The sequence below is a fragment of the Pseudomonas sp. FH1 genome (genome assembly GCF_000510895.2).
GTDB lineage: Bacteria > Pseudomonadota > Gammaproteobacteria > Pseudomonadales > Pseudomonadaceae > Aquipseudomonas > Aquipseudomonas azotoformans_A.
The window spans coordinates 1-23,647 of record NZ_AOHM01000043.1 but is presented as its reverse complement, the minus strand read 5'-3'; the positions used below and the strand labels follow the sequence as shown (position 1 = coordinate 23,647).

The 23,647-nt window shown below is 59.7% G+C and carries 25 protein-coding genes; 8 read left to right on the top strand and 17 right to left on the bottom strand.

The genetic code is table 11. The features are described from left to right. Positions 1-47 precede the first annotated feature (47 nt). The 3 genes from H096_RS14555 to H096_RS14545 are packed head-to-tail and all read left to right on the top strand — an operon-like array spanning position 48 to position 1,899. Positions 48-419 carry a septal ring lytic transglycosylase RlpA family protein gene (locus H096_RS14555; RefSeq protein ID WP_016976221.1) on the top strand — a complete coding sequence of 124 codons (372 nt, stop codon included), beginning with the start codon at positions 48-50 and terminating at the stop codon, positions 417-419. Between the two features lie 56 nt (positions 420-475). After that, positions 476-1,522: a calcium/sodium antiporter gene (locus tag H096_RS14550; RefSeq protein ID WP_033899324.1), complete on the top strand. Its 1,047-nt coding sequence runs from the start codon at positions 476-478 to the stop codon at positions 1,520-1,522. Beyond that, positions 1,519-1,899: a carboxymuconolactone decarboxylase family protein gene (locus tag H096_RS14545; protein WP_017530104.1), complete on the top strand. Its 381-nt coding sequence runs from the start codon at positions 1,519-1,521 to the stop codon at positions 1,897-1,899. The genes H096_RS14550 and H096_RS14545 overlap by 4 nt, the downstream gene beginning before the upstream one ends. Here the strand turns inward: H096_RS14545 and H096_RS14540 are convergent. The 5 genes from H096_RS14540 to kdgD form a co-directional block, all read right to left on the bottom strand. Continuing rightward, positions 1,896-2,837 (bottom strand): AEC family transporter, encoded by a 942-nt coding sequence (locus H096_RS14540; RefSeq protein WP_033899317.1) that lies wholly within the window; start codon positions 2,835-2,837, stop codon positions 1,896-1,898. The two genes, H096_RS14545 and H096_RS14540, sit on opposite strands and share 4 nt — an antisense overlap. A 182-nt stretch (positions 2,838-3,019) precedes the next feature. Next, positions 3,020-4,573 (bottom strand): galactarate dehydratase, encoded by a 1,554-nt coding sequence (garD, locus tag H096_RS14535; RefSeq protein WP_033899313.1) that lies wholly within the window; start codon positions 4,571-4,573, stop codon positions 3,020-3,022. An 11-nt stretch (positions 4,574-4,584) separates the two neighbouring features. Then, a complete protein-coding gene (locus tag H096_RS14530) occupies positions 4,585-5,949 on the bottom strand; it encodes an MFS transporter (protein ID WP_033899310.1) in 1,365 nt (454 codons plus the stop codon). A gap of 97 nt (positions 5,950-6,046) precedes the next feature. Continuing rightward, a complete protein-coding gene (locus tag H096_RS14525; protein ID WP_033899308.1) occupies positions 6,047-7,492 on the bottom strand; it encodes an aldehyde dehydrogenase family protein in 1,446 nt (481 codons plus the stop codon). 54 nt (positions 7,493-7,546) lie between these two features. Further along, on the bottom strand, positions 7,547-8,458 hold the full coding sequence (gene kdgD, locus H096_RS14520) for a 5-dehydro-4-deoxyglucarate dehydratase (protein WP_016976228.1): 912 nt from the start codon (positions 8,456-8,458) through the stop codon (positions 7,547-7,549). A 234-nt stretch (positions 8,459-8,692) separates the two neighbouring features. Between kdgD and H096_RS14515 the strand changes: the two genes are divergently transcribed. Both H096_RS14515 and H096_RS14510 read left to right on the top strand, forming a co-directional pair. After that, the gene (locus H096_RS14515; RefSeq protein ID WP_033899306.1) at positions 8,693-9,850 is read left to right on the top strand and encodes a phosphatidylcholine-hydrolyzing phospholipase; all 1,158 of its coding nucleotides are present in this window, start codon (positions 8,693-8,695) and stop codon (positions 9,848-9,850) included. Positions 9,851-10,052: 202 nt separating this feature from the next. Next, positions 10,053-10,256, top strand: coding sequence for a hypothetical protein (locus tag H096_RS14510; protein WP_033899303.1), 204 nt, complete (start codon positions 10,053-10,055; stop codon positions 10,254-10,256). A gap of 10 nt (positions 10,257-10,266) precedes the next feature. Here the strand turns inward: H096_RS14510 and H096_RS14505 are convergent, their stop codons facing one another. The 8 genes from H096_RS14505 to rplM all read right to left on the bottom strand — a co-directional run bounded on the left by H096_RS14505 (position 10,267) and on the right by rplM (position 16,064). Next, positions 10,267-11,016: a FadR/GntR family transcriptional regulator gene (locus tag H096_RS14505; protein WP_033899302.1), complete on the bottom strand. Its 750-nt coding sequence runs from the start codon at positions 11,014-11,016 to the stop codon at positions 10,267-10,269. 158 nt (positions 11,017-11,174) lie between these two features. Continuing rightward, positions 11,175-11,594 carry a ClpXP protease specificity-enhancing factor gene (locus tag H096_RS14500; RefSeq protein WP_033899300.1) on the bottom strand — a complete coding sequence of 140 codons (420 nt, stop codon included), beginning with the start codon at positions 11,592-11,594 and terminating at the stop codon, positions 11,175-11,177. A 17-nt stretch (positions 11,595-11,611) separates the two neighbouring features. Continuing rightward, the gene (locus H096_RS14495) at positions 11,612-12,229 is read right to left on the bottom strand and encodes a glutathione S-transferase N-terminal domain-containing protein (RefSeq protein WP_033899297.1); all 618 of its coding nucleotides are present in this window, start codon (positions 12,227-12,229) and stop codon (positions 11,612-11,614) included. A 149-nt stretch (positions 12,230-12,378) separates the two neighbouring features. Then, on the bottom strand, positions 12,379-13,158 hold the full coding sequence (locus H096_RS14490; protein ID WP_033899295.1) for a cytochrome c1: 780 nt from the start codon (positions 13,156-13,158) through the stop codon (positions 12,379-12,381). Then, positions 13,158-14,369 (bottom strand): cytochrome bc complex cytochrome b subunit, encoded by a 1,212-nt coding sequence (locus H096_RS14485; RefSeq protein WP_003188526.1) that lies wholly within the window; start codon positions 14,367-14,369, stop codon positions 13,158-13,160. The genes H096_RS14490 and H096_RS14485 overlap by 1 nt, the downstream gene beginning before the upstream one ends. Beyond that, positions 14,369-14,962, bottom strand: coding sequence for a ubiquinol-cytochrome c reductase iron-sulfur subunit (gene petA / locus H096_RS14480; RefSeq protein ID WP_016976232.1), 594 nt, complete (start codon positions 14,960-14,962; stop codon positions 14,369-14,371). Before petA ends, H096_RS14485 begins: the two co-directional genes overlap by 1 nt. Positions 14,963-15,228: 266 nt before the next feature. Continuing rightward, the gene (gene rpsI / locus H096_RS14475) at positions 15,229-15,621 is read right to left on the bottom strand and encodes a 30S ribosomal protein S9 (protein ID WP_002555064.1); all 393 of its coding nucleotides are present in this window, start codon (positions 15,619-15,621) and stop codon (positions 15,229-15,231) included. 14 nt (positions 15,622-15,635) lie between these two features. Beyond that, a complete protein-coding gene (gene rplM, locus H096_RS14470) occupies positions 15,636-16,064 on the bottom strand; it encodes a 50S ribosomal protein L13 (RefSeq protein WP_003188508.1) in 429 nt (142 codons plus the stop codon). Between the two features lie 248 nt (positions 16,065-16,312). Here rplM and H096_RS14465 point away from each other — a divergent pair, with 248 nt between their 5' ends. Next, entirely contained in the window at positions 16,313-17,353 is a 1,041-nt protein-coding gene (locus H096_RS14465; protein ID WP_033899290.1) for an NADP(H)-dependent aldo-keto reductase, read from the top strand. A 58-nt stretch (positions 17,354-17,411) separates the two neighbouring features. Here the strand turns inward: H096_RS14465 and H096_RS14460 are convergent, their stop codons facing one another. Beyond that, positions 17,412-18,548, bottom strand: a complete 1,137-nt coding sequence (locus tag H096_RS14460; protein WP_033899288.1) for an acyl-CoA dehydrogenase family protein — start codon at positions 18,546-18,548, stop codon at positions 17,412-17,414. A gap of 220 nt (positions 18,549-18,768) precedes the next feature. Between H096_RS14460 and H096_RS14455 the strand changes: the two genes are divergently transcribed. Continuing rightward, positions 18,769-19,689 (top strand): GlxA family transcriptional regulator, encoded by a 921-nt coding sequence (locus H096_RS14455; RefSeq protein ID WP_174890977.1) that lies wholly within the window; start codon positions 18,769-18,771, stop codon positions 19,687-19,689. A 79-nt stretch (positions 19,690-19,768) separates the two neighbouring features. On the opposite strand, the gene zapE is transcribed toward H096_RS14455, so the two are convergent. From zapE to H096_RS14440, 3 genes are all read right to left on the bottom strand, one after another. Further along, positions 19,769-20,863 carry a cell division protein ZapE gene (gene zapE / locus H096_RS14450; protein ID WP_033899285.1) on the bottom strand — a complete coding sequence of 365 codons (1,095 nt, stop codon included), beginning with the start codon at positions 20,861-20,863 and terminating at the stop codon, positions 19,769-19,771. A 79-nt stretch (positions 20,864-20,942) separates the two neighbouring features. Beyond that, complete coding sequence (locus H096_RS14445; RefSeq protein WP_033899283.1) at positions 20,943-22,298, bottom strand: tryptophan--tRNA ligase; 1,356 nt, start codon at positions 22,296-22,298, stop codon at positions 20,943-20,945. 24 nt (positions 22,299-22,322) lie between these two features. Beyond that, positions 22,323-22,952: an alpha/beta fold hydrolase gene (locus H096_RS14440; RefSeq protein ID WP_033899280.1), complete on the bottom strand. Its 630-nt coding sequence runs from the start codon at positions 22,950-22,952 to the stop codon at positions 22,323-22,325. A gap of 147 nt (positions 22,953-23,099) precedes the next feature. Here H096_RS14440 and H096_RS14435 point away from each other — a divergent pair, with 147 nt between their 5' ends. Then, positions 23,100-23,537, top strand: a complete 438-nt coding sequence (locus tag H096_RS14435) for a DUF1043 family protein (RefSeq protein ID WP_003171734.1) — start codon at positions 23,100-23,102, stop codon at positions 23,535-23,537. The last annotated feature ends 110 nt before the right edge of the window (positions 23,538-23,647 follow it).

Below are 23,647 nucleotides of genomic sequence, written 5' to 3'. Positions count from 1 at the left end.
AGCGACACGCGCCCCTTCGGGGGCGCACTTTTTCGGGGACACCTTGCATGAAGCGTCTACTCGGCCTCCTGGCCTTGTTCTCCCTGTTGGCCGGCTGCGCCAGCGGCGTCATCAACCCCAACGGCTACGACGAAACCGGCACCGCCTCCTATTACGGCGCCCGGCACCATGGCAAAAAGACCGCCAGCGGTGAACCCTTCAACCAGAACGCCCTGACCGCTGCCCACCGGCAATTGCCGTTCGGCACCCAGGTCAAGGTCACCAATCTCGACAACGACAAATCCGTGGTTGTCCGCATCAATGATCGCGGCCCGCATACCCGTGGGCGCCTGATCGATCTTTCACGCAAGGCGGCCGAGCAGCTGGGTATGATCAGCAGCGGTACGGCGCGAGTGCGCGTACAAGCGCTAAGCAATTAAACGGAGCCCTGGCCATTTTCGGATTAACCGCCCTCTCGCCCTGGAGCCTGCTGGAATTGGTCAGCGGCCTGGTGCTGCTGATCATCGGCGCCGAAATCCTGGTGCGCGCCGCCGTGCGCCTGGCCGCGAGCCTCAAGGTGCGACCGCTGATCATCGGCCTGACGATCGTGGCCTTCGGCAGCAGCGCGCCGCAGATGACCGTCAGCCTGCAAGCCACCCTGGCCGGCAACACCGATATCGCCGTGGGCAGTGTGATCGGCAGCAGCATCTTCAACATCCTCGTGACCCTCGGGCTGTCGGCGCTGATCATTCCGTTGCGGGTCTCACGCCAACTGGTGCGCCTGGATATTCCGGTGATGATCCTGGCCGGGCTGCTGGTGTTCACCCTCGCCGCCAACGAAGAACTCACGCCGCTTGATGGCTTGCTGTTGCTGGTTGCCTTGGTCGCCTACCTCGGCGTGCTGCATTACCAAACGCGCCATTCCCGCCGCCCACGCACACTGGACACCGTAGCCCGCGCGCCCTGGCTGAGCAGCGTGTTGCTGATGCTCGGCGGGCTGCTGATCCTGGTGCTGGCCGGCCATTTGTTGTTGGGCGCGGCGGTGGATGTGGCGAGCGACCTGGGCCTGTCGGAACGTGTGATCGGCCTGACCTTGATCGGCGTCGGCACCTCGCTGCCATGCCTGGCGACCTCGCTGATTGCCGCCCTGCGCGGCGAGCGGGACATCGCCGTGGGCAACGTGATTGGCAGCAACCTGTTCAACCTGCTGGGCGTATTGGGCCTGACCGCGCTGCTCGCGCCCTCGCCGCTGTCGGTATCGCCCAATGCCCTGGACTTCGACCTGCCGGTGATGCTCGGCGTGGTGGTGCTGTGCCTGCCGGTGTTCTACACCGGGTACCGGGTGACCCGCGCCGAAGGCCTGGTGTTGCTGGGCCTGTACCTGGCGTATGGGTTGCACGTGATGGCCTTTACTACGGGCATGCCCCTGGCCACCCAGCTTGAACACCTGATGCTGTATTACGTCCTGCCAGTGCTGGTGGCTTTTCTGTTGTTCAGCACGCTGCGAGCCTGGCGCCGCCAACACAAGAGGGAATCGCAATGACCGATCAGAAAAAGCCCGGGGTTGAGATGCGTCGCCAGGTCATGGGCGATGTGTTCGTCGACCGCGCCCTGGGCAATGCCACCGAGTTCACCCAGCCGCTGCAGGATTTCGTCAACGAGCACGCCTGGGGCAGTGTATGGAACCGCGAAGGCTTGCCGCTGAAAACCCGCAGCCTGATCACCCTCGCCGCCCTGACCGCGCTCAAGTGCCCGCAGGAGCTCAAAGGCCATGTGCGCGGCGCGCTGAACAATGGCTGTACCGTGGAGGAGATTCGCGAGGCGCTGCTGCATTGTGCGGTGTATGCCGGTGTGCCGGCGGCGATTGATGCGTTCCGCGCCGCCCAGGAAGTGATCGACACCTACCAGAAAGAAGGCTAGATCCAGCCGCCGGCCTGCAACACGAAGATCCCGATATTCGTGGTCACCGCCGCCATCAAGGTGGTGATCACGATAATCGCCGCCGCCAGCTCATGATTACCCTCGGCCGCCCTGGCCATCACAAAACTGGCGGCTGCGGTCGGCGCACCGAAGTACAGGAACAGAATCCCCAACTCTGGCCCGCGAAAGCCCAGCAACCACGCGCCCAAGGTCGCCGCCACCGGCAGCCAGACCATCTTCATCAAACTCGCGCTCAGCGCCCTATTGCCGCTCTTGCGCAACGCTGCCAGGGACAAGGTGCCGCCAATGCAGATCAAGGCCAACGGCAAGGTGGTATCGGCCAGATACTGCATGGATTTTTCCAACCAGCCCGGCAGGCCAATCTGAAAATAAGCGAACGGTGCCGCCACGATCACGCTGATGATCAACGGGTTGGCCACCACACTTTTGCAGATGCTCCACGGATCGGACTTGATCACCGGGCTGTACACCGCCAGCACGATGGTCGACAGCGTGTTGTAGAACAGGATCACCAGCGCCGCGAGAATCGCACCAAGGGAAATCCCATAGTCACCGTACATGCTGGCCGCCAGCGCCAAGCCAATCACACCGTTATTGCCGCGAAACGCGCCCTGGGTGTAGATGCCCCGGTCTTCACGCGGGCAACGAAAGATCGCCCAGCCCCAGGCCAGGGCGAAGCTGAGCAAGGTCGCAACCGCAAAGTAGATCAGCAGCCCCGGCTTGAGCGCCGAGTGCAGGTCGGCATGCAAGATACCGAGGAACAGCAGCGCCGGCATGGTGACGTTGAACACCAGGGACGAGGCCGTGTGGATGAAATTGTCGTTGATCCAGTTGATGCGCTTGAGCAGCACCCCCAGAAACAGCATGGCAAACACCGGCGCGGTGATGGTCAGGGTCGTGAGGAAAATTGCCAGCATGCCGGGGAGAACCTTGGTGAGCGTCGTTAGGTGGCTAATGATAAGCCAGTGTAGGCCGCTTCGTCTGGTCTAGCGCTTGTGGCGAGGGAGCTTGCTCGCGCTGGGGCGCGCAGCGGCCCTAAAAACAGGCCTGCTGCGCAGTCCAGCGGGAGCAAGCTCCCTCGCCACAGGTTATTGCGGGTTCAGGTAATCGGCGCCGGGTTAAACAACGTGATGTCGTTGTGCAGCTTGTGATGCTCCGCCCACGTCTGCTTCTTGCCACTGGCCACATCCAGGTAAAAGTGAAACAACTCCCAGCCCAGTTCCTCGATGCTCGCCCGTCCCGTGGCAATACGCCCAGCATCGATATCGATCAGGTCCGGCCAGCGCTGCGCCAGCTCCGTACGCGTCGACACCTTCACCACCGGCGCCATCGCCAGCCCATACGGCGTACCACGCCCGGTGGTGAACACATGCAGGTTCATCCCCGCCGCCAGTTGCAAGGTGCCGCACACAAAGTCACTGGCCGGCGTGGCGCAAAAAATCAGGCCCTTGCCCTTGAAACGCTCGCCTGGGCCGAGCACGCCATTGATCGCGCTGCTGCCAGACTTGACGATGGAGCCCAGGGACTTCTCGACAATGTTCGATAACCCGCCCTTCTTGTTGCCGGGCGTGGTGTTGGCGCTGCGATCCGCTTCGCCCTTGGCCAGGTAACGGTCGTACCAGTCCATTTCCCGGACCAGCTCCTGGGCAACTTCCTTGCTTTGCGCGCGAGACGTCAGCAGGTAGATGGCATCGCGGACTTCAGTGACTTCGGAAAACATCACCGTCGCGCCGGCCCGCAACAGCAAATCCGAGGCATAGCCCAGCGCCGGGTTGGCGGTGATGCCGGAAAACGCATCACTGCCGCCACACTGCATGCCCAGGATCAGCTCGGACGCCGGCACGGTTTCCCGGCGGCGCTGGTCGAGTTTCTTCAAGCGCGTCTCGGCCAGTTCCATGATCTGCTCGATCATCTCGGTAAAGCCGTGGCTGGAATCCTGCAGCCGGTAGAGCCAGGGCTCACTCAGGTCAACCGAGTTGTCGTTGTCGTGCATCACCTGCCCGGCCTGCAATTTCTCGCAACCCAGACTGATCACCAGGGCTTCGCCGCCCAGGTTCGGGTTGCGCGCCAGGTTGCGCACCGTGCGGATCGGAATGTAGGCATCGGTGGCGGTGATCGCCACGCCGCAGCCGTAGCTGTGGGTCAGCGCCACCACGTCGTCGACGTGTGGGTACTTGGGCAGCAATTCGTCCTTGATGCGCTTGACCGCATGGTCCAGCACGCCGGTGACGCACTGCACCGTGGTGGTGATGCCAAGGATATTGCGCGTGCCCACCGTGCCATCCGCGTTGCGGTAACCCTCAAAGGTGAACCCTTCCAACGATGCCTGGGCCTCAGGCACCTCGGTGGACAGCGGCAAGCTGTCCAACGGCGGCGCAGTGGGCATGCGCAGTTGATCCTCCTGCACCCAACTGCCGCGCGGGATGGGTGCCAGGGCGTAACCGATGGTCTGGCCGTAGCGAATAATCTGACCGCCTTCGGGGATGTCTTCCAGGGTCACCTTGTGGCTCTGCGGGATGAAATCCACGGTCACCAGGCCGTCCGGGAATTCGGTCCCGGCCGGAACGCCCTGGTCATTGACCACGATCACCACGTTGTCGCGTTCGTGCAAACGAATGGAGCGCGGCGAGTCGGCATGTTCAATCAACTGCATCACACGGCCCCTCAGGAATGCGCTTCGGTTAGGTTGGTCAACTCAGGCCCTTTGGTCGGCGGCTCTTTGAGTACTACACGTTTGATCGGCCCAACGATGACCAGGTAGCTGAACACCGCCACCAGCGCATTGGCGCCGACGAACACCAAGGCCCATTTGAACGAACCGGTGGTGCTGATGATGTAGCCAATAACGATCGGCGTGGTAATCGACGCGAGGTTACCGAAGGTGTTGAAAAGGCCACCACTGAGGCCGGCGATTTGTTTCGGCGAGGTGTCAGACACCACCGCCCAACCCAGTGCGCCAACGCCTTTACCGAAGAAGGCCAAGGCCATGAAGCCCACCACCATCCATTCGATATCCACGTAGTTACAGGCCACGATGCTGCTGGAGATCAGCAGGCCACCAATGATCGGCGCTTTACGGGCGAAGGTCAGGGAATGGCCCTTGCGCAGCAGGTAATCGGAAATCACCCCGCCGAGCACGCCGCCGATAAACCCGCAGATCGCCGGCAACGAGGCGATGAAACCGGCCTTGAGGATGGTCATGCCACGGTCCTGCACCAGGTACACCGGGAACCAGGTGAGGAAGAAGTAAGTGATACCGTTGATGCAATACTGGCCCAGGTACACGCCGAGCATCATGCGGTTGGTCAGCAACTGGCGGATGTAATCCCACTTCGGTCCGTCGGTTTTCTTACCCTTACCTTTGTCCTGATCCATATCGACCATCGCGCCATTGGCGGCGATGTGATTGAACTCAGCTTCGTTGATCAGCGGGTGCTGGCGCGGGCTGTGGATAACTTTCAGCCAGATCAGCGAAAACACGATGCCGATCACACCCATCACGATAAACACGTGCTGCCAGCCGAAGCGATAGACGATCCAGCCCATCAGCGGTGCAAACAACACCGTGGCGAAGTATTGGGCCGAGTTGAAGATCGCCGAAGCCGTACCGCGCTCAGCCGTCGGAAACCACGCCGCCACAATACGGGCATTTCCGGGAAACGATGGCGCTTCTGCCAGGCCGACCATAAAGCGCAGCATAAACAGCGCAACCACGGCGGTGGAGACACCAAACTCACCGACATAGCCTTGCAGCACAGTGAACAGTGACCAGGTGAAGATGCTCAGGGCATAGACTTTTTTCGAGCCAAACCGGTCCAGCAGCCAGCCGCCGGGGATTTGCCCGGCCACGTAGGCCCAACCGAATGCAGAGAAGATATAACCGAGGGTGACCGCGTCGATGCCGAGGTCTTTTTGCAGGCTGGAGCCCGCGATGGCGATGGTGGCCCGGTCGGCGTAGTTGATCGTGGTCACCAGGAACAGCATGAGCAGGATCAAATAGCGGACGTGGGTCGGCTTGGTCGCTTGCATGTAGAAGTACTCCCACTAATTATTTTTTTTGCGGGTAATGGTTTTCTGTTTTCAGTGTGGGGACCGGTAGGCATCCGGCCCCACAAGGTGTTGCGCGTTACGAACCGATGTAGCTGGTCTTCACCACGGTGTAGAACTCTTGCGCATAGCGACCTTGCTCACGCGAACCATAGGATGAGCCCTTACGGCCACCGAACGGAACGTGGTAATCCACACCGGCGGTCGGCAGGTTGACCATCACCATCCCGGCCTGGGAGTGGCGCTTGAAGTGGTTGGCGTACTTGAGCGAGGTGGTGGCAATGCCCGCCGACAAACCGAACTCGGTGTCGTTGGCCATGGCCAGCGCCGCTTCGTAATCCGCCACGCGCACCACGTTGGCCACCGGCCCGAAGATCTCTTCACGGCTGATGCGCATGGCCGCTTCGCTGTCGGCAAACAGCGTTGGGGCCAGGTAGTAGCCTTCGGTGTCACAAGTCACCAGGCCGCCACCGCTGACCAACCGCGCACCTTCGCTTTGGCCAATGTCGATGTACTTGAGGTCCTGGTCCAATTGCGCCTGGGAAACCACCGGGCCAATGTCGGTGCCGCTTTTCAGCGCGTGGCCGACTTTGATCGACTTCATGCGTTCGGCCATGGCCGTGACGAACTGGTCGTGAATCCCGGCGGTGACGATCAAGCGGCTGGAAGCGGTGCAACGCTGGCCGGTGGAGTAGAACGCGCTCTGCACCGACAGCTCGACGGCCTGCTTGAGGTCGGCGTCGTCGAGGATGATCTGCGGGTTCTTGCCGCCCATTTCCAACTGCACTTTGGCCTGGCGCGACACGCAGCTGACGGCGATCTGACGACCGACACCCACAGAACCGGTGAAGCTGATGCCGTCGACTTTCGGGCTATTGACCAGCACGTCGCCGACCACGCGGCCGCTGCCCATCACCAGGTTGAACACACCCGCCGGGAAGCCAGCGCGGGAGATGATCTCTGCCAGGGCCCAGGCACAGCCCGGCACCAGCTCGGCGGGCTTGATCACCACGCAGTTGCCGTAGGCCAGGGCCGGGGCGATTTTCCAGGCGGGGATGGCGATCGGGAAGTTCCACGGCGTGATCAGGCCGACCACACCCAAAGCTTCACGGGTGACTTCGACGTTCACGCCCGGTCGAACCGACGGCACGTAGTCGCCGGACAGGCGCAGGCATTCACCCGCAAAGAACTTGAAGATGTTACCGGCGCGGGTCACTTCACCGATGGCTTCAGGCAGGGTCTTGCCCTCTTCACGGGCCAGTAGAGTGCCGAGTTCTTCGCGGCGGGCGAGGATTTCGCTGCCGACTTTATCCAAAGAATCATGGCGAGCCTGGATCCCGGAAGTGGACCAGGCCGGGAATGCCGCGCGGGCTGCATCGATGGCGGCGTTGACCTGGGCAACATCCGCCTTGGCGTATTCGCCAATGACATCGGGCAACTCTGACGGGTTGAGGTTGACGCAATAGTCGGCACCGGCCACCCATTGGCCATTGATGTAGTTGTCAAAACGTTGAGCTTGGGACACGAATCTTCTCCTGACGCAAAAGGCCGCTGATCTCTCAGCGGCCTTGTAGATGGGTTATTGCGCGCCTTGCTTGTCGATCAGCGCGGCCAGGGCTTCATATTCTTCCGGCAACAGGTCGGTCAGCGGCGTGCGCACCGGGCCTGCGTCGTAGCCGGCGATTTTTGCACCGGCCTTGACGATGCTCACGGCATACCCGGCCTTGCGGTTGCGGATGTCCAGGTAAGGCAGGAAGAAGTCGTCGATGATCTTGGAAACGGTGGCGTGATCGTCCTTGGCAATCGCGTGGTAGAAGTCCATCGCGGTTTTCGGGATGAAGTTGAACACCGCCGAGGAGTACACCGGAACCCCCAAGGCCTTGTAGGCAGCGGCGTAAACCTCTGCCGTCGGCAGGCCGCCGAGGTAGCTGAAGCGATCACCGAGGCGGCGACGGATCGACACCATCAACTCGATATCGCCCAGGCCATCCTTGTAGCCGATCAGGTTCGGGCAGCGCTCGGCCAGGCGTTCCAGCAGCGGCGCGGTCAGGCGGCAGACGTTGCGGTTGTAGACCACCACACCGATCTTGACCGATTTGCACACGGCTTCAACGTGGGCGGCAACGCCGTCCTGACTGGCTTCGGTGAGGTAGTGCGGCAGCAGCAGCAGGCCTTTGGCGCCGAGGCGCTCGGCTTCCTGGGCGTATTCAATGGCTTGGCGGGTCGAACCGCCGACACCGGCCAGGATCGGCACGCTGGTGGCGCAGGTATCCACGGCGGTTTTCACCACTTGGGAATATTCGCTGGCGGCGAGGGAGAAAAACTCACCGGTGCCGCCGGCCGCGAACAAGGCGGTGGCGCCGTACGGGGCCAGCCACTCCAGGCGCTTGATGTAACCCGCCTGGTGGAAGTCACCCTGGGCGTTGAAATCGGTCACCGGGAAAGACAGCAGACCGTGGGAAAGGATGGACTTCAGTTCTTGTGGATTCATTATTCGAACACCCTGGGCGAAGACTTTCTATCGAAAGGTTGTTGTTGGTTTTGATGATGTCGTACGTCATCGTACAACTATAAAAAGATTCGTCAACTGCAATTCATCAGACTTCATTGTGGGCGCTGTGGATGTACGCCTGCTTGACGTAGGAATTTTTTCCTCTATGCTCGATTTAACTGTATATGCATACAGTTATTACGGAAGATTCCTACGGCATAGCAAGGAGCTAACATGTCAGGTCTTGAACTCGCGGCACCCGAAAAAAAACCACCGACTCTGCGCTTCGAAGGCGGTGAACACACTGCCATCGGCGATGAAACTCTGTTGCGCTTCGCCAAGGACGCCCCGGCGATTCCCGCACATCAGGTCGAGCTGCACCTGCCCAACGGGCTGGCGCTGACCTATGGCCAGGTGATCGCCCTGGGCGGCGACTTCTATGGCATCCCCGGCCAACCGATCAGCGATGGCGCCTCCCCTGCCGACCGCGTGCAACGCTTTACCGCCGCCTTCAACAGCCTGGCAGTACTGCCCGCCTCACGGGAAGAAGCGCACAAGATCCTCGCGGTGATGCAAAAGGAGATCACTGCGGTCAAGCAGGCGATCAAGGACGGCAAACAAGCCCATGAAGCCTACGACGCCTTGGGTGATACGTTGTCCGAGGAATGGAACCGCATCACTGGCGGCGGCAGCGCAGTCTCGGCGCTGATTCCATTGGGACGTTATCTGAAACTGGCGGCGGACAATGCCGACCATTTCGGTGAATGGGCGCTGTCAGCCTACCTGGCGGGGCACACGGCGGCACTGCAACAAGCCGTCGTGGCGCACCAGACCGGCACCGACCAGGCGCTGGAACTGGCGTATGCGATGAACAGTTTTGCTGATCACTTTTTGACCGACCTGTTCTCGGCCGGCCATCTGCGCGTACCGCGCAAACAACTCGCCGCCGTGGTGACACCCGGTGAGCTTGGCTCGCTGATCAGCCGCTTCATGCACGACGAAGACAGCAAGTTCGGGCTCAAGGTGCGTAACGCCATGGGCGATCAGTGGCACGCCTATGGGGACAAGCGCTACTTCGACGCGATTGATGCGGACAATCGGCTGCAGGTCAAACGTGCGGTGCAGGCTTCGGCGGATGAAATTTTCGAAACTTTCATCAGCGGTGTCGCGCCGTCCCCGGCCAACTTCAAGGCGCCGTTGTATGTGCCGGACCTGAATGCAGCGCAGAACCCGGCGAATAATTTTTCGCCGCTGTTCAAGACGGAGGGAGACAAGGTGCTGCGTCGCAAGGATGTGAATGACCTGAACGACAAGCACTGGACGAATGACTGGTGGGGGTGGAGTACGTATTTGTTGTTGCAGGACTACAAGCCGAATACGCCGAAGTCTTAATAGAGTCTGTTTACCCCCAGCGTGCAATTAAGAAAAAAATACGCTGGGGGCCATTCGTCGCAACTGTCAATTCTGACAGTATCGCCCCATCTGAGATCACCCTAACGTTGCCACGGACTCCCCCGCGCTCTGCCGAGTATGGTTAAACACGGTAAGCATCGGGAGAGGCAAACATTATTCTGGTAGTCAATGAGGTGCAAAAATGGCGAACAAACCGAAGCTCACTTTTAAAGTCAATGGCATCAACCAGCCCCAAGCCCAGGAGGGTTGCGTTGACATCAGCGAGGTCATCGCGGTAGGTGATTATGTTGTTCAAGACGGCAGCAAGTTCCGTGTAATCGGCAAAACGTTTGTCATGGAGGCTGATGTCGTCGTCGGCCTCGAATACGACATGGAGCCCGCCTGAAGCCATCGCGTTACTGTCGCTGCGCCTGCGCCTCTTCATGGGCATGGCGCAGCCGCTCCCGGCTATTGGTCAAATGCAACCGCATCGCCGCCCGCGCCGCGTCCGAATCCTGACGCGCAATCGCCTCATAAATCTCTTCATGCTCACGACTCAAGCGCCCCATGTAGTGCTGCTGGTCATCATGGGCCAGGCGCGCCGAATTCAGGCGAGTACGTGGAATGATGCTGGTGCCCAGGTGCGTCATGATATCGGTGAAGTAGCGGTTGCCGGTGGACAGGGCAATTTCCAGGTGGAATGCAAAGTCGGAGGCCACCGCATCGCCGGCGTGGGCCGCGCTTTCATTCAGGGCATCGAGCGCTGCACGCATGGCGGCCAGTTGTTCGTCGCTGCGGCGTAACGCGGCCAGGCCTGCGGATTCGACTTCCAGGCTGATCCGCAGCTCCAGGATCGCCAGCACATCACGCAGGGTCACCACGGTGGCCGGGTCGATGCGGAAACCGCTCGGGCTTGGCGTATCCAGCACAAAGGTGCCGATACCATGCCGGGTTTCAACCTGCCCCGCCGCCTGCAAGCGTGAAATGGCTTCACGCACCACCGTGCGACTGACCCCATGGGCTTCCATGATCGCCGACTCGGTGGGTAATTTGTCGCCCCGCTTGAGCTGGCCATCGCGGATCTGCTCGGACAACACCGTGACCAATTCCTGGGCAAGGCTGCGGCGCTTGCGGGGAAGACGAGGGGCGGTGTTGGCGTTTTCCATGATGGATCATCTTTCTCGGTGAGCTTGAGCACGCATCATAGCCCATGGTGGTTGTACGATCACCGTCCAGGCACGACTTTCATCCTTATCCTTCGCGCAAAAAAATACCCCGACACAGGTCGAGGCATTTTCTCAGCGCATCCCGAGAGGGACGCGCGTTATTTCACCACTTTCAGGCTCGGCCGGCCGCTGGGGCGCGGTGGCTCGGAATCCGGTGGCGGCAGGTCATCGCCATCTTCGTTTTCGATCGTTTCGTCATCCTCGAAAGGCGACTCCAGATCGAACACCATGCCTTGGCCGTTCTCCCTGGCATAGATGCCGAGGATGGCGCCAATCGGCACGAACAGCGTATGCGGCACGCCGCCGAAACGCCCTTCGAAGCTCACGGCTTCGTTGTCCATGTGCAGGTGGCGCACGGCACTCGGCGATACGTTCAACACAATCTGCCCATCACTGGCAAAACCATCCGGCACCTGAACCGCAGGAAATTCGGAATTGACCAGCATGTGCGGGGTGCAATCGTTGTCCACAATCCACTCATAGAGCGCGCGGACCAAGTAGGGTCGACTGGAGTTCATCAGCGGCTCCTTAAGCCTTAGCGCATATCGCGTTCGACACCAGACAGACTCGCCTGGAAAGCCTCACGCGCAAACTGGCGCTCCATGTAATCAAGCAGCGGCTTGGCAGGCCGCGGCAGTTCAATACCGAGAATCGGCAAACGCCAGAGTATCGGTAATAGGCAGCAATCCACCAAGCTTTGTTCCTCACTGAGGAAAAAAGGCTTATCGGCGAACAACGGCGAAACGCCGGTCAGGCTCTCGCGCAATTCCTTACGCGCCTGTACCCGAACGGCTTCTTTTGTACGCGAATCCAGAATCACATCCACCAGCCCGCACCAGTCACGCTGGATCCGATGGATCAGCAGGCGGCTGTTGGCACGAGCCACCGGGTACACCGGCAGCAAAGGCGGATGCGGGTAACGCTCATCCAGGTATTCCATCACCACGGTCGACTCCCACAACGCCAGGTCACGATCGACCAGGGTGGGCAAGCTGCCGTAAGGGTTCACTTCGATCAGTTTCGGTGGGTGACGACCCGCCTCCACACTGATGATCTCGGCGCTGACACCCTTCTCTGCGAGCACGATGCGCACTCGGTGGGAATAGTGGTCGGCGGGGTCGGAGTAACAGGCCAACCGATTGGTCACGCCCATGGCGGTCCTCCTCGCTTGTTGAAATTATCGAAAGCTCAAAAACGAGCGCGCCCAGAGAGCATCCCTGTAACAACCGGTTAAACCAGGTCGCTACGTATTCAGAGATGCCGCTGGGCGCGCAAGATTAACAGCAATTGCTTACGGTTGGATCAATGCACATCCTTCCAGTATTCGCGTTTGAGCAGGTAGGCGAATACGAAGAAGAACGCCAGGTACAGCAGCACATAGGTACCAATGCGCTGATGCTCCAGTTTGACCGGGTTGGCCGAGTAGGCCAGGAAGGTCACGAGGTTCTTGACCTTCTCGTCGAACTGCTCGTCTGTCAACGAACCTGGGGCTTCTATCTTCAGTTGATCGCACGCTTCATGAGTCAAAGGCGTGCCGGTCAACGGATCGTATTGCTTCTTGCCGTCTTCAACGACCTGGATCTGCTTGCATCCTACCACTTGCTTGCCTTGCAGGCCGACCAGAACGTTAGGCATGCCGACGTTCGGGAACACACGGTTGTTCACGCCATACGGGCGTGCCGGGTCTTCGTAGAAGGATTTCAGGTAACCATAGAGCCAGTCGGTGCCGCGTACACGGGCGACCAAGGTCAAGTCAGGCGGTGCGGCGCCGAACCAGGTCTTGGCGTCTGCAGGCTTCATGCCGATGGTCATGTGGTCGCCGATCTTGGCGCCGGTGAACACCAGTTTTTCCAGCATCATTTCATGGGGGATACCGAGGTCATCGGCCACCCGCTCGTAACGCTGGAACTTGGCGCTGTGGCAGCCCATGCAGTAGTTGGCGAAGGTGCGTGCGCCGTCCTGCATGGCAGCCTTGTCCGACACGTCGATATCGACTTTTTCCAGTTCCGGTCCGCCGTGCTCGGCAGCGAAGGACAGTAGCGGCAAGGCCGCAAGCATCAATGCAACGAATAACTTTTTCATCAGCCAGTCACCCTTTCCGGAACCGGTTTGGTCTTCTCGAGCCGGGTGTAGAACGGCATCAGAATGAAGTAGGCGAAGTACAGGAAGGTGCAGACCTGCGACAGCAACGTACGCTCAGGAGTCGGCGCCAATACGCCCAGCACACCCAGGATCACGAAGGAGATGCAGAACACCCACAGCCAGATCTTGCTCAGCCAGCCCTTGTAGCGCATGGACTTGACCGGGCTTCGGTCGAGCCAAGGCAACACGAACAGCACTGCAATGGCCGCCCCCATGGCGATCACACCCATGAGCTTGTCCGGGATCGCCCGCAAGATTGCGTAGAACGGCGTGAAGTACCAGACCGGGGCAATGTGCTCAGGGGTCTTGAAGGCGTTGGCCTGTTCGAAGTTGGGTTTCTCCAGGAAATAACCGCCCATCTCCGGGAAAAAGAACACGATCGAGCAGAACACGAACAGGAACACCACCACGCCGACAATGTCTTTCACGGTGTAGTAAGGGTGGAACGGAATGCCATCCAGCGGGATGCCGTTTTCGTCTTTGTGCTTCTTGATGTCCACGCCATCCGGGTTGTTGGAACCCACTTCGTGCAGCGCCAGGATGTGCAGCACCACAAGGCCCAGGATCACGATCGGCAAGGCCACCACGTGCAGGGCGAAGAAGCGGTTCAGGGTGATGCCCGAGATCAGGTAGTCACCCCGGATCCACTGGGTCAGGTCGTTGCCGATCACCGGAATGGCACCGAACAGCGAGATGATCACCTGGGCGCCCCAGTACGACATCTGGCCCCACGGCAGCAGGTAACCCATGAAGGCTTCGGCCATCAGCGCCAGGTAGATCAGCATGCCAAACACCCACACCAGCTCGCGGGGCTTCTGGTACGAGCCGTAGAGCAGGCCACGGAACATGTGCAGGTAGACGACGATAAAGAACGCTGACGCGCCGGTGGAGTGCAGCAGACGCAGGATCGAGCCGTACTCGACGTCACGCATGATGTACTCGACGGAGGCGAATGCCTCTTCCGCCGACGGGGTGTAGCTCATGGTCAGCCACACACCGGTGACGATCTGGTTGACCAGCACCAGCAATGCCAGGGAGCCAAAGAAGTAGAAGAAGTTGAAGTTTTTTGGCGCGTAATATTTGCTGAGATGGTCTTCCCACATTTTAGTGGCGGGGAAGCGTGCATCCACCCAATCCATGAACTTGCTCATCACGCGTTCTCCTTATCGAGGCCAATGACAATGAGGTCGTCAGTTTCGTAGGTGTGCGGAGGAACCGGCAGGTTCAAAGGAGCAGGCTGGGACTTGTAGACGCGGCCAGCAAGATCGTAGTGGGAGCCGTGGCAGGGGCAGAAATAACCGCCGACCCAATCCTTGCCCAGATCGACTGGAGCCACTTCCGGGCGGAAGGTAGGCGAGCAACCCAAGTGGGTACACAGACCGACCAGCAGCAGGATCTCTGGCTTGATCGAACGCACTTCGTTCTTGGCGTAGGCGGGTTGGTCGGACTTCTCGGATTTAGGGTCAGACAGCTGGCCTTCGATCTTTTTGAGATTCCCCAGGATTTCCTCGGTACGACGAACAATGAAGACCGGCTGGCCGCGCCATTCAGCAATCATCTGCTGCCCTGGCTCGATCTTGCTGATATTCACCTTCACCGGTGCACCTGCGGCTTTCGCCTTGGCACTGGGAAACCATGACCCCACGAACGGGACCGCAGCCCCCACCGCTCCTGCAGCACCCACCACGGATGTGGCTGCTACCAAGAAGCGACGCCGGCCTGCATTCACGCCGTCATTGCTCATTCAGTCCTCTCCCATCAGCTTTTTGGCCTGTTAAATCAGGCGTCTACTAAGTGTTGAATCTTTACTTATAAAAATTTTGCCGAATGGTAATGAAAAGCCCCACGTCTGACAAGGGAATTGCCGGGAGCTCAGCCTCCAGGCCTTGTAGTATAGGGGGTCTACGGATGTGGCAAGTTGTCACGGCGATTTTTATGCATAAATCGCAGGCAATAAAAAACGCCCAGCTCCGTGAGGAGGCTGGGCGTTTTTGTGGAACGTAAAGCGAATTAACGCTTCGAGTACTGCGGACGCTTACGCGCTTTACGCAGACCGACTTTCTTACGTTCAACTTCACGAGCATCGCGAGTCACGAAGCCAGCTTTGCGCAGAGCGCCACGCAGGGTTTCGTCGTACTGCATCAGAGCGCGAGTGATACCGTGGCGGATTGCGCCAGCTTGACCACTTACACCGCCACCGATAACGGTGACGTAGATGTCGAACTTTTCAACGGTCTCGGTCAGTTCCAGCGGCTGACGAACTACCATGCGGGCAGTTTCGCGGCCGAAGAAGTTGTCCAGGGAGCGGTTGTTGATCGAGATGTTACCAGTACCCGGACGCAGGAAAACGCGAGCGGTTGCGGTTTTGCGACGGCCAGTGCCGTAATTTTGAGTCGCCGACATAATGAACTATTCCGTTAAAACTTCAGTTCTTGGGGCTGCTGAGCAGCATGAGGGTGTACAGCGCCCGCATAGACTTTCAGCTTGCGAAACATATCGCGACCCAGTGGGCCCTTAGGCAGCATGCCTTTGACCGCGATTTCGATCGGGGCTTCAGGCTTCTTGGCAATCAGGCCTTCGAAGTTGGAAGACTTGATACCGCCTGGGAAACCGGAGTGACGGTAGTACATTTTGTCGCTTGCTTTGTTGCCGGTTACACGAACCTGCTCAGCGTTGATGATGACAATGTAGTCACCAGTGTCAACGTGAGGGGTGTACTCAGGCTTGTGCTTGCCACGCAGACGGCTGGCGACTTCAGTGGCCAGACGACCCAGGGTCTGACCAGCGGCGTCGACGACAAACCAGTCGCGCTGAACTGTTTCCGGTTTTGCAGTAAAAGTTGTCATTCTTTAATAGCCTCAGGGGCCGCCCTGTAAATTAGACGGCGGATCTTACTGAATAGTGCGTACTTTGACAAGTCAAAGGCAGCCGGATACAGACGCTATCGGGGGCTCGGGTCGGCGCGTCCGTTCAACGGCAAGATTCTTCGGCAGGCGGCGCATCACTTCCACTGCAGAAAGAGGTGGGCAATTATGCAGATTGCGAAAAAAAATTCAACCTGCTTTTATGATTGTTTTCCCTGAAGGAGTACCCGATGGATTATCGACAGCTGGGCCGTACGGATCTGAACGTGAGCGCGATAGCCTTGGGCACCATGACCTGGGGCGAGCAGAACAGCGAGGCAGAGGCCTTCGCGCAGATCGAGCGGGCCAAGGGCGCGGGGATCAACTTCCTCGACACGGCCGAAATGTACCCGGTGCCGCCCAAGGCCGACACCTATGCCACCACCGAACGCTACATCGGTAATTACTTCAAAAGCCGTGGCGACCGTGCCGACTGGATCCTGGCCAGCAAGATCGCCGGCCCCGGCAACACCATCGACTACATCCGCGATGGCCACCTGCGCCACAACCGCAAGCACATCGTCGACGCCCTGGATGCCAGCCTCAAACGCCTGCAGACCGACTGGATCGACCTCTACCAGTTGCACTGGCCGGAACGCAGCACCAACTTCTTCGGCCAACTGAGCTACAAGCACAAGGACGAAGACAACCTCACCCCACTGGAAGAAACCCTCGAAGCGCTGGACGAGCAAGTGAAAGCCGGCAAGATCCGCCACATCGGCCTGTCCAACGAAACCCCTTGGGGCACCATGAAATTCCTGGCCCTGGCCGAAGCCCGCGGCTGGACCCGCGCGGTGTCGATCCAGAACCCCTACAACCTGTTCAACCGCAGCTTTGAGGTGGGCCTGGCGGAAGTTGCGATTCGTGAACAGTGCGGCCTGCTGGCCTACTCGCCGCTGGCGTTTGGCATGCTCAGTGGCAAGTACGAGAACGGCGCACGCCCAGCCAAGGCGCGCCTGACCGAGTACAGCCGCTTCAGCCGCTACTTCAACCCGCAGTCGGAAGCGGCGTGCAGCCGTTATGTGGCATTGGCGCGGGAGCATGGGCTGGACCCGGCGCAGATGGCATTGGCGTTTGTGACGCAGCAGCCGTTTGTGACCAGCAATATCATTGGTGCCACGTCGCTGGAGCAACTGGATAGCAACATTGCCAGTGCCGACCTGACGTTATCGAAGGAAGTGCTGGAAGGCATCGAGGCGATTCAGAAGGATCATCCGAATCCAGCGCCTTGATTGACCTGTAGGCCTCATCGGGGGGCAGGCCCCCGATGAGACCCTCAGCAGCACACCATCACAGCGCCCGCGCAATAATCTCCTTCATGATCTCATTGGTCCCCGCATAAATGCGCTGCACCCGCGCATCCGCCCACGCCCGTGCAATCGGGTATTCCCACATAAAGCCGTAACCGCCATGCAACTGCACGCACTCATCGAGCACCTTGCATTGCAGGTCCGTGGCCCAGTACTTGGCCATCGCCGCCGTGGGCACATCCAGCTTGCCTTCCAGGTGCAACGCCATGCAGTGGTCGACAAATACCCGACCGATCTGAATCTCGGTGGCCATCTCCGCCAGCTTGAACCGGGTGTTCTGGAAGTCCGCAATCGCCTTGCCGAACGCCTTGCGTTCACGGGTGTATTCCAGGGTCCATTCCAGCGCCGCCTCGGCGGATGACAGCGCGCCAATGGCTACCGTCAGTCGCTCCTGAGGCAACTCCTGCATCAGATAGGCGAAGCCCATGCCGGCCTGGCCCAGCAGGTTTTCCTTGGGCACCCGCACATCCTGGAAGAACAGCTCCGACGTATCCTGGGCCTTCATACCGACCTTCTCCAGGCGCTTGCCCTTGTCAAAGCCCGGCGTGTCGGCCTCCACCAGAAACAGGCTGGTGCCCTTGGCGCCGGCCTTGGGATCGGTCTTGGCGACGACAATCACCAACTCGGCCAGATAACCGTTGGTGATAAAAGTCTTGGAGCCGTTGATCACATACTCATCACCGTCCAGCACGGCGCTGGTCTTGACCCCTTGCAGGTCGGAACCGGCGCCCGGTTCGGTCATCGCAATGGCCGTGACCATCTCCCCAGAGATCAACTTGGGCAGGTACTTATGCTTCAGCGCCTCACTACCGTAATGCAGGATATACGGCGCAACAATATCCGAGTGCAGGGAAAAACCGATGCCGGTCAGGCCCAGCCGGCTGATCTCTTCGATCACCACCGCGCTGTACAAAAAGTCCGCGCCCAGCCCGCCATATTCTTCCGGCAGATGGGAACACAGCATCCCCGCCTCCCCCGCCTTGCTCCACAAGCCACGATCGATATAGCCCTGTTTTTCCCATTGCCCATGAAACGGCGCGGCGTCTTTTTCGAGGAAGGTGCGCACGCTCTCGCGAAAGAGTTCGTGCTCCGGGCTGAACAAGGTTCTGGGAATCATGGGTCACCTGCGTGGATTGTCGGACAAGGACGAGCCCACAGAGACTATGCCGCGAAGGCAGCACGGGACACTGGACACATGCGACAAAAAATAAGACGATCCAGCCGTCTGGTGACCACTTTCCCCTATAAGAATAAATGAAATTATGTCTAACCAAATCTCCACGCCGTTGCGGCGCGTCAGCATTTTGGCCATTGATCGGGTATTCGCTTCAACCCTCATGCAAGCCAAGGATTTCTTCCACCTCGCCAGCCTGCGTTACGGCAAACAGCAAGGCCTGGGCCTGACGCCCGCCTTCGAATCGCGCCTGGTCAGCCCCGATGGGCAATCGGTACGCAGCTTCAGTGATGTGATCATGCCGGTGGACGGCGGCCTGGAAGACGCCGACATCATCGTGCTACCGGCCTTCTGGGATGACTTCGACGCCCTGTGCACCCGCTACCCGCAAGTGCTGCCCTGGTTGCGTGAGCAACATGCACGCGGCGCCGTATTGTGCGGCGAAGCCACCGGGGTGTTCTGGCTGGCTGAAGCCGGCTTGCTCGATGGCAAGGAAGCGACCACCTACTGGCGTTTCTTCAATGCGTTCAGCGAACGCTTTCCCAAGGTTCAGCTCAACCAGGACAAACACCTTACCGACGCCGACAACCTGTATTGCGCCGGCGGCACCACCTCGGCGTGCGACCTCTATATCTACCTGATCGAACGCTTCTGCGGCGCCAACATCGCCCAGGCTGTGGCCCGCGACATCCTCTACGAGGTGCAGCGCAGCTATTCACCGGGTCGCATCGGGTTTGGCGGACAGAAGCTGCACCAGGATGTGATCATCCTGCAGATCCAGCATTGGCTCGAAGAGCACTTCGCCGACAAATTCCGATTCGAAGACGTGGCCCGGGAACACGGCATGAGCATCCGCAACTTCATGCGCCGCTTCCAGACCGCTACCGGTGACAAACCGCTGCATTACTTGCAACGGCTGCGTATCGAGACGGCCAAGGGACTGCTCTCGGGCAGCCGCAAGAGCATCAAGACCATCAGTTATGAGGTGGGGTATGACGATGCGAGTTTCTTTGCCAGGCTGTTCAGGCAGCACACGGAGCTGTCGCCGAACCAGTATCGGCAGCAGTTTCAGCAGGCTGCCTGACCCGAGGCAAACACAAATCTAATGTGGGAGCTGGCTTGCCTGCTCCCACATTTTGATCTCCACTTTTCTGGAGATTTGCTTACGGTTTGTGCCCGCGTGACAGGAACTCATGCGACTGCATTTCCAGCAAGCGGCTCAGCGTGCGCTGGAATTCGAAGTTCAAGCGCCCGCCGGTGTACAGGTCCTTCAACTCGACTTCCGCCGAGATGATCAGCTTCACGTTACGGTCGTAGAACTCGTCGACCATGTTGATGAAACGGCGCGCGATGTCGTCGGTGGTGACGCTCATCTGCTCGACGCCGCTGAGGATCACGGCGTGGAAGATCTTGCCCAGTTCGATGTAGTCGTTCTGGCTACGCGGGCCGTCGCACAGCTGGCGGAACTCGAACCAGGCCACGTCATCGCAGGTACGCAGCGCGATGATTTCGCGGTTCTCGATCATCAGCTTGTCGTTTTCCACCGCCTGGGTGCATTCCGGCGTGAGGGCGCGGAAGCTCTTTTTCAGGCTTTCGTGGGCCGCTTCGTTCAGCGGGAAGTGGAACAGCTCCGCTTGCTCCAGGTGACGCAGGCGGTAGTCGACGCCGCTGTCGACGTTGACGATTTCGGTGTTCTGCTTGATCAGCGCAATGGCCGGGAGGAAGCGCGCACGTTGCAGGCCGTCCTTGTACAAGCCGTCGGGCACGATGTTCGAGGTGGCCACCAGGGTCACGCCGTTCTTGAACAGTTCTTCCATCAGGGTGCCGAGGATCATGGCGTCGGTGATGTCGGACACGAAGAATTCATCGAAGCAAATCACCCGCGCTTCTTCGGAGAAACGCTTGGCGATGATGGTCAGCGGGTTTTTCTCGCCCGGCAGAGTCTTCATCTCTTCGTGCACGCGCTTCATAAAGCGGTGGAAGTGCGTCCGCACCTTTTCCTTGAACGGCAGCGCCTCAAAGAAGGTATCGACCAGGTAAGTCTTGCCCCGCCCCACGCCGCCCCAGAAGTACAGGCCTTTGACCGGCGTGTGGTCTTTCTTGCCAAACAGCTTGCTGAACATCCCTGGTTTGCTTTGCGAGGCCGCGACCAGGTCTTCATACAGACGTTGCAAATGACGCACCGCGTTTTCCTGGGCCGCGTCATGGAAGAATTCAGGGCGTTTCAGATCAGCTTGATATCGTTCTAGGGGCGTCATAATTTCGTTAGCAAGGCAACAAAAACGGGCCGTCACTGTAACGACGGCCCTGGATAATGGCAATCAACCCTTGGTCGGGTTAATCCTCGAGGGGGGTCAACGCAACGCGCAAGGCTTCGATGGCCGCGTCGCGCGACGCTTCGTCGGCGAACTCGGCACTGTCGGCCACCACGACACCGTCCAGCCATACGCTGAAGCCCAGGGCTTCGGTGCGTACGTCCAGCGCGTCGCCGCTTTGCAGCTGCTTGGTCACCGCGCCCGCCGCCTTGCCGTCGGCAAAATTGCGCGACAACAGCAGTTGCTCGCCATCGGCGGCGAGCAGGCGGAAGCGGAAGCTGCCGTCGTCCTCGCGGAAGCTCACGAAGCGCGCGGCTTTGGCGGCTTTCTTCTTGGCGGCGACCGGCGCCGCAGCCTGGTTGACGAACGAACGCAGGCCCACGGCTTCACGCAGCTCAGCCAGGAACGGTGCAGCCACGGCGCGGGCTTTCTTGGCGCCGATCAGCAGCAAGTCTTCCATGTCCGAAGGGCGCGACATCAACTGGTGATAGCGTTCGCGGGCTTCACCCAGTTGGCCATCCAGCAGTTGGAACAGACGGTTCTTCGCCTCGCCCCAGCCCAGCCCTTGCAACAGGTCGGCGCGGAACTCTTCCTCCTGGGCCTTGCTGGCAAATGCCTGGTACAGGGTAAACAGGTGCGAGTTGTCCGGGTCCTTGGCTTCGCCCGGCGCGCGGGAGTCGGTGACGATCCGCGAGATCGCGTCCTTCATGTCCTTGGCGCTGGTGAACAATGGGATGGTGTTGTCGTAGCTTTTCGACATCTTGCGGCCATCCAGGCCCGGCAAGGTGGCGACGCTTTCTTCGATCAGCGCCTCGGGCATGGTGAAGAATTCTTTACCGTTGCCGAACAGGTGGTTGAAGCGCTGGCCGATATCACGGGCCATTTCCACGTGCTGGATCTGGTCGCGACCGACCGGCACCTTGTGCGCATTGAACATCAGGATGTCCGCCGCCATCAGCACCGGGTAGCTGTACAGGCCCATGCTGATGCCCGCGTCCGGGTCTTCGCCGGCTTCCACGTTCTTGTCCACCGAGGCCTTGTACGCATGGGCGCGGTTGAGCAGGCCCTTGGCGGCCACGCAGGTGAGCAGCCAGGTCAGCTCGGGGATTTCCGGGATGTCGGACTGGCGGTAGAAGGTCACCCGGTTCACATCCAGGCCACCGGCCAGCCAGGTCGCGGCGATTTCCATGCGCGAGCGCTGGATGCGCTGCGGGTCATCGCACTTGATCAGGGCGTGGTAGTCGGCCAGGAAGTAGAAGGAGTCGGCATTGGCGTCCTGGCTGGCGAGGATCGCCGGGCGGATCGCACCGGCGTAGTTGCCCAGGTGCGGCGTGCCGGTGGTGGTGATGCCGGTGAGGATACGGGTACGAGTCGTCATGGGTAATCGCTTATCAGACTGCTATCAATTCGAAAGTCGCGGCAGCACCAGATCCTTCAGATCGGTGAGCTTGCCGTGAAAAAAGTGTCCGCATTCTGCCACTTTCAGCAGCTCATGGGGGCGATTCAGGGCGGCAGACCAGTCGTAGACGGTCTGTGGGTCGACCACTTCGTCGGTTTCCGGCTGGATCAGGGTCAATGGGCAACCCAGTGGCAGCGCATCGGTATCGCGCAGACGCATCACCGCTGCGGCAACCATGAACAAATGTGACAGTTTTTCACCCTTGGCTTCCAGGCGACCGCCGAGGCTGGCAGCCACATAGCCACCGAACGAAAAGCCAAGCAAGGTGATCGGCAGGTCCGGGTGTTTTTCCCGCAGCCAGGTGGCGGCCGCTTCGGCGTCATCCACTTCACCGGTGCTCATGTCGTGGGTGCCGGCACTGGCGCCGACGCCACGGTAATTGAAACGCAAGGTAATCAAACCGGCATCGCGGGCGGTGCGTTGCAGGGTCGATACGACTTTATTGAGCATGGTCCCACCCTGCACCGGGTTGGGGTGGCAGATCAGCGCCAGGCCACGTGGCTCGGGGTGATCCAGGTACAGGGCTTCCAATTGGCCTACCGGGCCATCGATCAAAACGGGGGTTTCACGCATGAGCAAGAGATGAACTCCGTGACCTCTCAATGGGTCGACTCGTCTAGCTAAAAGTCTGTGCTTGGCATCATTGCGAGCTTAATCGCGGTATACAGCGCAGGTTTGAGCCGTTAACGTAAAGCAAAGCCGTTTATAGAGGAAGGACTCGTGGAACACTCGCTCTTAGTTTGGTTGTTGCCGACTCTTGCCCTGGTTGCCGGTGTCGCCATTGGTTTCCTGGTTGCTCGCTTGCTGCCGAATGCCGCGCCTAACCGCACGCAGCGTCAGTTGGATGACATTCAGGAACGTTTTGACAGTTATCAGAACGAGGTTGTTACCCACTTCAACAGCACCGCGACCCTGGTCAAGAAGCTCACCCAGAGCTACCAGGAAGTACAGGATCATCTCGCCGATGGCGCAAACCGCCTGGCCCTCGACGACATCACCCGCCAGCGCCTGCTGGCCGCGTTGCATTCCGATGCACCGCAAACCCCACGGGAGCGCCTGACCCCACCACGGGAAAACCAGGAGCCACCACGGGACTACGCGCCAAAAACGCCGAACGCCCCAGGCATGCTGGATGAGCATTACGGTTTGAAGAAGTAACTTAATCTTCAAGCACTAAAAAGCCCGGTTGATCGATGATCAGCCGGGCTTTTTGTTGGCTGGTGTCCCGTCCTGAATAAGGTTTACGCCTTCTGACCTATCTTCAGGAG